This window comes from Burkholderia sp. ABCPW 14 (assembly GCF_001523835.1).
Lineage (GTDB): Bacteria > Pseudomonadota > Gammaproteobacteria > Burkholderiales > Burkholderiaceae > Burkholderia > Burkholderia mayonis.
Map to the genome: position 1 here is coordinate 1 of NZ_LOVS01000154.1, position 11,205 is coordinate 11,205.

10 protein-coding genes, 1 tRNA gene, 1 pseudogene and 2 riboswitches are annotated in these 11,205 nt (G+C 65.8%); of the genes and pseudogenes, 8 read left to right on the top strand and 4 right to left on the bottom strand.

Annotated features, from left to right (window positions below):
- A pseudogene (locus WS62_RS25325) lies at positions 1 to 127 on the bottom strand (cellulose synthase); the annotation flags it as partial.
- Between the two features lie 308 nt (positions 128 to 435).
- Here WS62_RS25325 and WS62_RS25330 point away from each other — a divergent pair.
- Positions 436 to 735: a hypothetical protein gene (locus WS62_RS25330; RefSeq protein WP_066576742.1), complete on the top strand. Its 300-nt coding sequence runs from the start codon at positions 436 to 438 to the stop codon at positions 733 to 735.
- On the opposite strand, the gene WS62_RS25335 is transcribed toward WS62_RS25330, so the two are convergent.
- On the bottom strand, positions 732 to 1,043 hold the full coding sequence (locus WS62_RS25335) for a hypothetical protein (RefSeq protein WP_066576744.1): 312 nt from the start codon (positions 1,041 to 1,043) through the stop codon (positions 732 to 734). The two genes, WS62_RS25330 and WS62_RS25335, sit on opposite strands and share 4 nt — an antisense overlap.
- Positions 1,044 to 1,679: 636 nt before the next feature.
- A tRNA-Arg gene (locus tag WS62_RS25340) sits at positions 1,680 to 1,755 on the bottom strand.
- Between the two features lie 277 nt (positions 1,756 to 2,032).
- Between WS62_RS25340 and WS62_RS25345 the strand changes: the two genes are divergently transcribed.
- On the top strand, positions 2,033 to 2,935 hold the full coding sequence (locus WS62_RS25345; RefSeq protein ID WP_066576746.1) for a c-type cytochrome: 903 nt from the start codon (positions 2,033 to 2,035) through the stop codon (positions 2,933 to 2,935).
- Between the two features lie 506 nt (positions 2,936 to 3,441).
- On the opposite strand, the gene WS62_RS25350 is transcribed toward WS62_RS25345, so the two are convergent.
- The gene (locus WS62_RS25350) at positions 3,442 to 5,529 is read right to left on the bottom strand and encodes a UvrD-helicase domain-containing protein (RefSeq protein WP_066576751.1); all 2,088 of its coding nucleotides are present in this window, start codon (positions 5,527 to 5,529) and stop codon (positions 3,442 to 3,444) included.
- Positions 5,530 to 5,837: 308 nt separating this feature from the next.
- Between WS62_RS25350 and WS62_RS36930 the strand changes: the two genes are divergently transcribed.
- The 6 genes from WS62_RS36930 (at position 5,838) to gcvH (ending at position 11,050) form a co-directional block, all read left to right on the top strand.
- A complete protein-coding gene (locus tag WS62_RS36930; RefSeq protein WP_156441131.1) occupies positions 5,838 to 5,993 on the top strand; it encodes a hypothetical protein in 156 nt (51 codons plus the stop codon).
- Between the two features lie 63 nt (positions 5,994 to 6,056).
- Positions 6,057 to 6,764, top strand: coding sequence for an SGNH/GDSL hydrolase family protein (locus WS62_RS25360; protein WP_066576760.1), 708 nt, complete (start codon positions 6,057 to 6,059; stop codon positions 6,762 to 6,764).
- 478 nt (positions 6,765 to 7,242) lie between these two features.
- Entirely contained in the window at positions 7,243 to 8,295 is a 1,053-nt protein-coding gene (locus WS62_RS25365) for an oxidoreductase (RefSeq protein WP_066576794.1), read from the top strand.
- Positions 8,296 to 8,456: 161 nt separating this feature from the next.
- Complete coding sequence (locus tag WS62_RS25370) at positions 8,457 to 8,828, top strand: hypothetical protein (protein ID WP_066576763.1); 372 nt, start codon at positions 8,457 to 8,459, stop codon at positions 8,826 to 8,828.
- A gap of 262 nt (positions 8,829 to 9,090) precedes the next feature.
- Positions 9,091 to 9,200: riboswitch (glycine riboswitch) on the top strand.
- A 35-nt stretch (positions 9,201 to 9,235) separates the two neighbouring features.
- Positions 9,236 to 9,372, top strand: a riboswitch (glycine riboswitch).
- Between the two features lie 97 nt (positions 9,373 to 9,469).
- Entirely contained in the window at positions 9,470 to 10,588 is a 1,119-nt protein-coding gene (gcvT, locus tag WS62_RS25375) for a glycine cleavage system aminomethyltransferase GcvT (protein WP_066576765.1), read from the top strand.
- Between the two features lie 81 nt (positions 10,589 to 10,669).
- Positions 10,670 to 11,050 carry a glycine cleavage system protein GcvH gene (gene gcvH / locus WS62_RS25380; protein ID WP_066576768.1) on the top strand — a complete coding sequence of 127 codons (381 nt, stop codon included), beginning with the start codon at positions 10,670 to 10,672 and terminating at the stop codon, positions 11,048 to 11,050.
- Positions 11,051 to 11,205 lie beyond the last annotated feature (155 nt).

Below are 11,205 nucleotides of genomic sequence, written 5' to 3' on the forward strand. Positions count from 1 at the left end.
GCTTACCCTCGCTGTTCTCCTGCTCGAGCACGCATTGGGCCGTGTGGATTTCCCACGGGTTGCCGGTGCGCTTCGAGATACCGCTACGGGCGATTACTTGGAGAATGGTCAACTTTTGCTTGCTCATGAAAACTCCTTATTAGGACTGCTATACGTAACGAGTGGAGCCGTTCCGGCTCGGGCTACATGCGCGACGTACGCGCGGATTTAAAAAGGTGGACGCTATGTCAGCCGTCCACAAAGCGCCGCGCTATCCGAGGGTGAAAAAGTGCGCGACGCACGGGGAACTGCAACTCTCTGAACCGATGGGCACGAGGCCCCCAAAAAAACAGCGCATTCAACATTTCTATCGGCGTTTCATCATCCGGTGACGAGACTATTTCTCTCTGTGCAACCCCCCTTCATTCGCCGCTGAACAGGAGGCATCGCTCAGTTATGGTGGCTACCTCATCAACTATTCAAAGCTTCGAAATGACGCACGCAACAATCGCCCGAATCGTCGTTGGCAGCGCTGGACTGGACATCGTGGAAAGCCGGAACGACATCGCGCAAGCTTGGAGCTTCCTTGATTCGCAAATGCGGCAGCATGAAAGCGATGTCGCAATAGCAATCGTCCGCGACGACGGCGAAGTGTTCGGTGCTCTTTGGGATCTCGGCGACTTCCATTGCTTTGCAGGAACCAAGGACCTCCTTCGCACACACCTTCGAAGCCACCGCTTCTATAGCGACTATTAATACAACTGGACTCCCGCGGACAAGAGAGGCGCGAAGGTAGTGGAATCGCGCATCCGCATGACATTAATGCTCCCGTCCACCAGATCGCGCCAAAAGGCTCGAGCCTCGAGATAGTTGATACGGCCGGCGACTGCAACATGCAGGTTCAACTGGCCGCTTTGTTGACGCCTCAGCCATGCCGCCGACGCGAGGCCCTGCCGCTCCAACTCGCAGCGAAACGCGAAACAGTCACACTCAGCGCGCGTCTTGTCCGTCACTCGTTGGCGATATGCCAGCGTTACCAATCGGTCGAATTTCAGGTCCGTCATCTTCTACCCCGCTACTAGTGGTTGATTGATATAGCCCCGCGCTTAATAAGCGATCGGTGTGGTAAAAAATCGCCGCATACGATTACAACAACACCGGGCCAAAATGAACTCCGAACAACTCGCTTACGACCTGCTCAACAACATCACGCGGGCTTGGGCTTAATGGGGCCGGATTCTTCCTTTCCCCATAGCCTGCTAGACTTCCGATAACGCCACGGAAATGGCGCTTTCTCCACAATCAAATGATATGGAGAAAACGCCACATGCGTCAAGGGAAAAGTATGGATATCGCTGAACTGCTGGATGCAGCAAAACGCAAGCAAGGTTCGAATGCAGCCGTCGCCGAGAAGCTCGGCTACCACTACACCAAGCTCTCGCACTGGCGCTCGGGGCGCTATAAGCCCGATGCTACTGAAATCATGCTGCTGGCCGAAATGGCCGGTCTGCCCGCATTCGAAACGCTGGCGGAAATCGAAAGCCAGCTCAATGCAGAGCGCAGCTCAGTGTGGCAACGTGCTTTGGGGAATTTGCGTGCGGCGGGCGTAGCGGCGACTGTGGTGCTAGGCGCTACCGCTGCGGTGAGCCTGACCTCGAAACCGGCTGATGCGGCCGAGAAAGCTCAAGAAAACAAAGACTTGGCGCGCCCGGCTGGGATCGAACCAGCAACCCCTGCCTTCGGAGGGCAGTACTCTATCCATTGAGCTACGGGCGCTTACGGATGCGATGCGGCCCTAGATAGCCGCAACGCGTAGCAAAACGGTAAGAATACCTTGTTTCCACTGGACCGTCCACCGCAGCTGCGCATCCATCCCACATCCCTCTCGCATCGCCCTCCGCGCGCGTCGCCCGCCCCTCCGGCTGCGGGTAAACACGCGCCGGCTGATCGCTCGCCGTCATGTAAACGTTCCGTCTATAATCGTCCGAGCTTCACCCAACAGCCGTTCATTGCCGTACCGCTCACAATTCCTAATCATGGAGACGAGGCAAGCATGAGCGAAGCACCCCACGGAGCCCCCATCAAAACCCCCAGGCAACTCATCGCAGTTGTCATCGCGTCATTCGCGATCCCGATCGCGGTCATCGTCCTGTTCGCCACCTACGCCAATCATGCGTTCCGCACGGGCGCCGGCACCGACGGCCTGTCCGACGAAGCCGTCGCCAAGCGCATCGCGCCCATCGCACAAGTCGACGTGAAGGACGCGAACGCGCCGCGCGTCTACAAGACGGGCGACGAAGTCTACAAGGCCGTCTGCGTAACCTGCCACGGCACCGGCGCGGCCGGCGCGCCAAAGTTCGGCGACGCCGCCGCCTGGGCGCCGCGCATCGCCGCCGGCTACGACGAGGTGCTGCATATCGCGCTGACCGGCAAGGGCGCGATGCCCCCGCGCGGCGGCACGAACCCCGACGACTACAGCGACTACGAGGTCGCGCGCGCGGTCGTCTACATGGCCAATCAGGCAGGCGCGAAGTTCGCCGAGCCGGCGCAGCCAGCCGCGAATGCGGCGCCGGCTTCCGGCGCGGCCGCAGCGTCTGCGCCGGGCGCTTCCGATGCGACGGCCGCGAACGCGCAAGCCGCCGCCGCGATGGCCGCAATCGCCGCCTTGCCGAAACCGGGTGAGGCGCCCGCAGCCGCCGCAAACGCGGAAAGCTCGGCGTCGGCCGGCAAGGCGCTGTACGAATCGACGTGCCAGGCATGCCATGCAACGGGCGTGCTGAACGCACCCAAGTTCGGCAACAAGGCCGACTGGGCGCCGCGTCTGAAGGATTCGATGGATACCGTCTACAACTTCGCGCTGCACGGCAAGGGCGCGATGCCGCCCAAAGGCGGCTCGAACGCGTCGGACGCCGATGTAAAGGCCGCCGTCGACTACATGGTCAACTCCGCGAAGTAAGCACCGACGCGGCATGACGCGCGACAGACAACCCCGCGATCCGTGGTCTTCCGCGGCGCGGGGTTTTTTCTTGATAGGGTCCGCCGGCGCCTGCCGCATGCCGCATGCCGCAGGCGCAAGAATCGACGCGGATCGTTCGTCCGGGCGGCTCGCCACAACCGGGCTTGAGAAGCCGCGGCCCGATTCGCGCGGCCGACCTGTTTCCGCCTGCGGCTCCTCGCCAGACGTGCCCTATGCAAGATCGCGGCAAAGCCGCGGCCGGCACGTGCAGGCCGCGCCAAGCTGCGCGATGCAATCGCCGAAGGCAACCGCCGCGAAGCGTCCGCAATGCCGCCAACCTCCGCGAGATCGTTCGCGCATCTCGTCGCGGCCCGCGAGCCTAGCCATTGCGCGATTGACCCCTCATCAGCCCCAATGACACCCTCACGTCGCGCCGCAGCACAAACGCGGCGTTCCTCATAACCGCCCGAAAACCCAAGCGCGGCAGCCCCCGCCGCGCACCCCGCTCACTTCTGCAGCAACGCCTTCAAGCTCGCAAGCCGGTCCTTCGGCGTCATCGGCGCCTCTTCGGGTGTCGGCGGCGGGGCTTCGTCGAGCCCCATCTCGGCGATGAAGCGCGACTGCTCGCAGACGATGGTCTCCCGCGCACGCTTGCGCTTCTTGCACCAGTTCAGATGCAGGCTGCGCTGCGCGCGCGTGATCGCGACGTACATCAGCCGGCGCTCTTCCTCGATCCGCTCGTCGTCGATCGGGCCGTCGTCGCTGCCGCCGCTGTGCGGCATGATCCCTTCCTCGACGCCGACCAAGAACACGTGCGGATACTCGAGCCCCTTCGACGCATGCACGGTCGACAGCCGAACCGCGTCCGGATCCTCTTCCTTGCCTTCGAGCATCGACATCAGCGCGACCGTCTGGATCAGGCCGAGCAGGTTCTTGCCGGTATCGGCGAGGCCGTCGGCGTTGTGGAAGCCGTCCGCTTCGCCGTCGGCTGCCTCTGCCGGCTCCGGCTTCGTCCCCTTGCGTTTCAGCCATTCGAGGAATTCGAGCACGTTCTGCCACTTCGTCTGCGCCTGCCGTTCGTCGTAGGCGTCGTACAGATACGCTTCGTAGTGAATCGCTTCCATCATGTCGTCGAGGACGACCGTCGCGGGCTCCTTGTCCGCGCGGTCGGTCAGGCGCTGGATGAAATCGCAGAAGATCCGCAGCGGCTCGATCTGCCGCGCGGACAGCCGCGCCTCGATCCCGCCCATGTAGACCGCCTCGAACAGTGACACCTTGGCCTGTCCGGCGAACGCGCCGAGCGCTTCGAGCGTCGTGTTGCCGATCCCGCGGCGCGGCGTCGTGACCGCGCGGATGAACGCGGGATCGTCGTCGGCGTTCGCGATCAGGCGCAGGTACGCGCACAGGTCCTTGATTTCCGCCTTGTCGAAGAACGACTGGCCGCCCGACAGCACGTACGGAATCCGCTCGCGCCGCAGCACCTGCTCGAAGATTCGCGCCTGAAAGTTGCCGCGGTAGAGGATCGCGTAGTCGCGGAACCGCGTGCGTCGCTCGAACTTGTGCGCGGACAGCCGGAACACGACCGATTCGGCCTCGTGCTCCTCGTCGTTGCATGGCGTGACGGTGATCGAATCGCCCATTCCGTGCTCGGACCACAGCTTCTTCTCGAACAGCTTCGGGTTGTTCGCGATCACGTTGTTCGCGGCGGTCAGGATCCGCACGGTCGAGCGGTAGTTCTGTTCGAGCTTTACCAAGTGCAGCTTCGGGAAGTCCTTGCCGAGCTGCGCGAGATTCTCGAGCGTCGCGCCGCGCCAGCCGTAGATCGCCTGGTCGTCGTCGCCGACCGCGGTGAACGCGGCGCGCGGGCCCGCGAGCAGCTTCAGCAGCTCGTACTGGCACGCGTTGGTGTCCTGGTATTCGTCGATCAGCAGATAGCGCAGCTTGTTCCGCCAGCGATCGCGGACCGGCTCGTTGCGTGCGAACAGTTCGGCGGGCAAGCGAATCAGGTCGTCGAAATCGACCGCCTGATACGCATGCAGCGTCGCGACGTAATTGCGATAGACGAGCGCCGCCTGGTGTTCGTCCTCGTTGGCCGCAATCGTCATCGCCTCCTCGGGCATGATGAGGCCGTTCTTCCACAGCGAGATGATCGTCTGGATCTTGCGGATCAGGCCCTTGTCGGTCGTGCCGATCTGCTCCTGGATCATCCCGAAGCAGTCGTCCGAATCCATGATCGAGAACTGCGGCTTCAGGCCGACATGCTCTGCCTCCTGCCGCAGGATCTGCACGCCGAGCGAGTGGAACGTGCAGACCGTCAATTGATTGACGGGCACCTTGCGGCCTTCCTTGCCGGGCGTCGTGAGCGTCTTGCCCTCGAGGAGCTTGCCGACGCGCTCGCGCATTTCGGCGGCGGCCTTGTTCGTGAACGTGACGGCGGCAATGTGGCGCGGCTCGAAGCCTTTTGCTTCGATCAGGTGCGCGATCTTCTGCGTGATGACGCGGGTCTTGCCGCTGCCCGCGCCGGCGAGCACGAGGCAGGGACCGTCGAGATAGCGCACCGCTTCGCTTTGAGCGGAATTCAGGCCTGCGGACATGATGGCGGATGGTGTTGCGGTTGACGGCGGCAAAGCCGGAAGGCACCGCGAGCGAAGCGCAGCCGGCGCGCGGACGGCGGAGCCGGTCCCGGCAAATGGCTCGCGGGACGCGCATGTTAACACGGCGGCGGCCGGCGATTCTTTCACGAATGTGAAACGATGGCTGCGATGGCCGTTCGGACGGTGTGCATCCGGCGTTCGCGCGACGGGGGCTGGCCAACGGCGCGAGGCGTCCGCCGTTTTCCGCACCGCCGCATCGTGCGCGGCGTTCTTCGGCAGCATGCCCCTTTTACCGGACGCGCCCCGCGATGCTCGCGCTGAAGCTCACGCTGGTTCCTCTGTTCCTGCTGGTCGTGTCGATGTCGGGCAGGTGGTGGGGACCATCCATTGCGGGCTGGCTCGCGGGGCTCGCCGCCCGCAGCGCGCGCCCGCAAGCGTTGACGAGCGCGGCGATGTCCGACTGAGCGATCTCGCGCGCCGCTATCATGGGCGCACGCCATCGACCTCGACATGATCACGGGAACTGCATGGGATACCATTTCGCCACCGCCGCGCTCGGCCCGCTGCTGCTCGCGCAGGGCCGCTATGTCCGGCGCGTGACGCCGCGCCTCGCCGAAGCCGGCGGACCGCGCAGCGGCATCGACGGCGCCGGGCCGCCGTTGCGCCTCCTCGTGCTCGGCGATTCGGCCGCCGCGGGCGTCGGCGTCGCGACGCAGTCCGACGCGCTCGTCGGTCAGTTGGTGCGCCTCCTCGCGCCGTTCCATCGCATCGAGTGGAAGTTGCTCGCACGCACCGGCGCGACGACGCAGGATTTACTCGACTGGCTCGCCGCCGAGGCGGCCGCACGCTTCGACGCGGTCGTCACGTCGCTCGGCGTCAACGACGTGACGGATGGCGTGTCGCCCGGGCGCTGGCGAGACACGCAAGCGGCGCTCGTCGAGCTGTTGACGACACGCTTCGGCGCGGCGCACGTGATCCTGTCGGCGGTGCCGCCGATGCACCATTTTCCGGCGCTGCCGCAGCCGCTCAGGTGGTATCTCGGGTTGCGCGCGCGGCGCCTCAACACGACACTGTCGCGCTGGGCCGCCGGACAGCGCGCGTGCGAATTCCTGCGTGTCGAAATGCCGCTCACGCGCGATGCGATGGCGTCGGACGGCTTTCATCCGGGCGCGCGGGCCTGTGCGCGGTGGGCCGAGCAGGCTGCCGCTGCGATCAGGCGGCGGGTCGCGAGTTGACGCGAACGCACGGCGACGGCCGGTAGCGCCGTCGCGGAGGACGCGCTTCTTTCTTCGGCGCGCATTGGCAATCGCCGGTCGATGGCAAGCGAGCGCGCGGCTCGTCAATGTGCAGGCCGGCCGTTTCGCAGCGCTCCCCGTCGCCGAATGGCGCGCCAGAAATCGGGAGAGGTTGAAGCGGACGGGCGATGTTCAGTTCGACTTCGGCTCTCGCGAGCATCGGACGGGCATCGAAAGTCCGTTGGACAGGAATCGAATCCCGTCGCTTCGGCAATCCGCCTTCCGCGCGGCGGCAGCGCCGAAAGCGTTGCACCCGCCGCGCCTGCCGTTCGGCTTACGCGCGCCCTGTCCGTTCGGCCAACGTGGCCGGCAAACCGTTCCGCCCCCATTCGTCATGCCACAATAGTCATCCGTCGCCGCGCGGCGTCCAAGCCGCGGCGCCCCCCCGTTTTGCAAGCAGACAGGATCGTTCATGTTCATGTCGTCAACGCTCAAGATTGGTTTGATGGGTTTCGGTTTCGCAGGCGCGACGTTCCACGCGCCCGTCATCGCGCACAGCGGCCGCACGCAGGTCGCCGCGATCGCCACCGGCCAGCCGGAACGCGCGCGCGCCGCGTATCCGGACGCCGTCGTCGTGCCGGAACTCGATGCGCTCGTCGCTCGCGAGGACGTCGAATGCGTCGTGATCGCGACGCCGAACGACACCCATTTCGAGCTGGCGAAGCGCGCGCTCGAAGCGGGCAAGCACGTGGTCGTCGACAAGCCGGTCACCCTGACGGCCGCCGACGCGCTCACGCTCGCCCGTCTCGCGGCCGTGCGCGGCCGCGTGTTCGCACCGTTCCACAACCGCCGCTGGGACGGCGATTTCCTGACCGTGCGTCAGCTCGTCGAAAGCGGCGAGCTCGGCCGCATCACCTATTTCGAATCGCACTTCGACCGCTTCCGCCCGCACGTGCGCACGCGATGGCGCGAGGAAGCGTCGCGCGGCGGTGGGCTGTTGTTCGATCTCGGACCGCATCTGGTCGACCAGGCGCTCGCGCTGTTCGGCGCGCCGGACACGGTGAGCGCGACGGTCAAGACGCGACGCGACGGCGGCGACGCGCCCGACTTCGTCCATCTGCAGCTCGGCTATCCGGACAAGGACGTCATCCTGCACGCGAGCGCGCTCGCGGCGATCGATCCCGCACGCTTCACCGTACTCGGCACGCAAGCCGGCTATCAGAAGCACGGGCTCGACACGCAGGAAGATCAGCTGAAGGCGGGCCTCACGCCCGACGACGTCGATTTCGGCGGCGGCAACCCGCCCGGCGTGCTGCGCGGGCTCGACGGCGAGCTCGAGATCGAGCGTCCGGTGCCGACGCTCGACGGCCAGTACGCGGAGTTCTATCGCGCGCTCGCCGCATCGATCCACGACGGCGCGCCCTTCCCCGTCGCGGCGCAGGACGCGGTCGACGTGATGACGATCATCGAGCTCGCCGCGCGCAGCGAACGCGAAGGCCGGCGCCTGCCGTTCGTGCGCGAAGCGATCTGAGCGGCGCGCGACACGCCGCCGGCGCGATCGGGCGCCTGCGGCTTGCCTAATCTTCAAACTCAACAAACCGTTACAAACAATTCGGGAACGAACGTCATCTCGACGAGGGTCCGAGCCGTTCGTCTAATTGCCTGTCCGGCATCGACAATCAGGAGAATGCAATGCAACGGTTGATCCGCGCGGCGGCATGCTGCGTCCTTGTCTCGTCGCTCGCGGCATGTGTGGTCACGCCGCCGCGCCCCGCGCCGGCCCCCGCGCCCGCGCCGGCACCCCGCCCCAGTCCGCAGGTGGTCGGCTACGAGCGGATGCAGCAGATCCAGGGCCGCATCGACAACCTGAGCCACCGCGTCGACGCGCGCGTGAACGCCGGCTACTATCCGCCGCCGCAAGGCGCCGCGCTGCATCGCCGGCTCGACGTGATTCGCCAGGAGTCGACCGACATGGCGGCCCAGCACGGCGGCGGCCTGTCCGCCGACGAGCAGCGCGTGCTGAACCAGGAACTCGACACGGCCGCTCGCGCGATCGGCGAGTGAGCGTTCCGAGCGGCCGATAACGCTTCGGGGCGCGGCTTCGGCGACTTTCGCCCGAGCCGCGCATTCCCGGAGCGGCACTTCGCGGTTTCGACCCCGGTCCGCTCACCGCTCACCGCTCACCGCTCACCGCTCACCGCGAACGCACCACACGCTCACCGGCGAACCACCCACGCCGACGTCGCCCCGCATACCACCGCCGCTTGTCGTCAAGCGACAGCCATTTGCCCAAATTGACAACCCATTCGCGCTCGCGTACATTCGCCCGCACGCGTCGGGAGAGCGTGCGGCCGTCGTTCGTTGATCGAAAGGCAAGCCGCGCCGCCGAAGGGGCACACCCGCAAACTCTCAGGCAAAAGGACCGGCCGCGTCGAAGAATCCGTCTGACGACGACATGCGTCGGACGCCGTTTTTCGCACTCTGGAGAGCGGCAGTAGCTGCGTGCACGCAACGCGTCGCACAGGCAGGCTGCCCACCGAAGGGGCGCGCGCGAACCGGATCGAGTCCATCGCGCAATCTCTCAGGTATCGAGGACAGAGGGGCATGCACGCATCGCAGGCGGCTTCACGCGCCGGCGGTTCGCCGAGTCTGCCGTTTTGTTTTCGCGCCCGGGCCGAAGCCCGGCCGCCTTGCCTGGGACCCCGATGACCGTTCTCAAAATCACCCCGCTCCACGCTGCGCATCGCGCCCTCAATGCCCGCATGGTCGACTTCGGCGGCTGGGACATGCCCGTCAACTACGGCTCGCAGATCGACGAGCATCAGGCCGTGCGCACCGACGCCGGGATGTTCGACGTGTCGCACATGTGCGTCGTCGATTTCACGGGTCCGCGCGTGCGCGCTTTCTTCGAGCACGCGCTCGCGAACAACGTCGCGAAGCTGCAGACGCCCGGCAAGGCGCTCTACTCGTGCCTGCTGAATCCGCAAGGCGGCGTCATCGACGATCTGATCGTCTACTACTTCACTGAGGATTTCTTCCGCGTCGTCGTCAACGCCGGCACCGCCGACAAGGACGTCGCGTGGTTCACCCAGCTCAACGAGCAAGGCGGCTTCGGCCTTTCGATCGCACCGCGCCGCGACTTCGCGATCGTCGCCGCCCAGGGGCCGAACGCGCGTGCGAAGGTGTGGGACATGATCCCCGCCGCACGGGCCGCGACGAGCGAGCTCAAGCCGTTTAACGCCGCGCAGGTCGCGGGCACGCCGTTCGGCGACCTCACCGTCGCGCGCACCGGCTACACCGGCGAGGACGGCTTCGAGATCATCGTCCCGGCGGCGTACGTCGAAGCGCTGTGGAACGCGCTCGCCGAGCACGGCGTGCGTCCGTGCGGACTCGGCGCGCGCGACACGCTGCGCCTCGAAGCCGGCATGAACCTGTACGGCCAGGACATGGACGAGACGGTGTCGCCGCTCGACGCCGGCCTCGCGTGGACGGTCGATCTCGCGGCGCCGCGCGCGTTCGTCGGCCGCGACGCGCTGGAGCGCGACGGCTCGCGCGCCGCGTTCGTCGGCCTGATCCTGCAGAAGGAAAACGGCAAGGCGGGCGGCGTGCTGCGCGCGCACCAGAAGGTCGTGACGCCGCACGGCGAAGGCGAGATCACGAGCGGCACGTTCTCGCCGACGATGCAGGAATCGATCGCGTTCGCGCGCGTGCCGAAGGGCGTCGCCGCCGGCGACACGGTGCACGTGCAGATCCGCGACAAGCATCTTCCCGCGCGCGTGGTAAAACTGCCGTTCGTGCGCAACGGCAAGGTGCTCGCGGTCTGACGCGCGGCAACCGGCGCGCCCGCGCGCGCGAAACCACACTCAATTTAAACGCTTGAACGAATTCAATCTCAGGAGCATCCGATGAGCAACGTCCCGGCCGATCTGAAATACACGGAAGAACACGAGTGGGTCCGCACCGAAGCGGACGGCACGCTGACGGTCGGCATCACCGACCACGCGCAGGAAACGCTCGGCGACATCGTCTTCCTCGAACTGCCCGAAGTCGGCAAGACCGTGAAGGCGGGCGACGCCATCGGCGTCGTCGAATCGGTGAAGGCGGCGTCCGACATCTACACGCCGGTGTCGGGCGAAGTGGTCGAGGTGAACTCGGCGATCGCCGACGCGCCCGACCAGGTCAACGCCGACGCGTACGCAAGCTGGCTCTTCAAGATCAAGCTCGAAGCGGGCGCGTCGACCGACAAGCTGATCGACGCAGCCGCCTACGAGAAGCTGGTCGGCTAATCCACCCACTCACGAACCGCGCGGCGCGCGTCGGCAGCACGGGCCGTCGCGCCGCATGGGACCAGAGTAAGCGCTGAAGCGCTAACTCGGTCGACCGCAAAGCATGGGACCAGAGTAAGCGCTGAAGCGCTAACTCTGGTCGACACAGGAATGCT

Excerpts from the sequence above, each read along its gene's own strand:
- gcvH (WP_066576768.1), top strand. The coding sequence starts at position 10,670 with ATGAGCAACGTCCCGGCCGATCTGAAATACACGGAAGAACACGAGTGG.
- WS62_RS25370 (WP_066576763.1), top strand. The coding sequence starts at position 8,457 with ATGCAACGGTTGATCCGCGCGGCGGCATGCTGCGTCCTTGTCTCGTCG.
- WS62_RS25330 (WP_066576742.1), top strand. The coding sequence starts at position 436 with ATGGTGGCTACCTCATCAACTATTCAAAGCTTCGAAATGACGCACGCA.
- WS62_RS25335 (WP_066576744.1), bottom strand. The coding sequence starts at position 1,043 with ATGACGGACCTGAAATTCGACCGATTGGTAACGCTGGCATATCGCCAA.
- WS62_RS25360 (WP_066576760.1), top strand. The coding sequence starts at position 6,057 with ATGGGATACCATTTCGCCACCGCCGCGCTCGGCCCGCTGCTGCTCGCG.
- WS62_RS25350 (WP_066576751.1), bottom strand. The coding sequence starts at position 5,529 with ATGTCCGCAGGCCTGAATTCCGCTCAAAGCGAAGCGGTGCGCTATCTC.
- WS62_RS25345 (WP_066576746.1), top strand. The coding sequence starts at position 2,033 with ATGAGCGAAGCACCCCACGGAGCCCCCATCAAAACCCCCAGGCAACTC.
- WS62_RS25365 (WP_066576794.1), top strand. The coding sequence starts at position 7,243 with ATGTCGTCAACGCTCAAGATTGGTTTGATGGGTTTCGGTTTCGCAGGC.
- gcvT (WP_066576765.1), top strand. The coding sequence starts at position 9,470 with ATGACCGTTCTCAAAATCACCCCGCTCCACGCTGCGCATCGCGCCCTC.
- WS62_RS36930 (WP_156441131.1), top strand. The coding sequence starts at position 5,838 with ATGCTCGCGCTGAAGCTCACGCTGGTTCCTCTGTTCCTGCTGGTCGTG.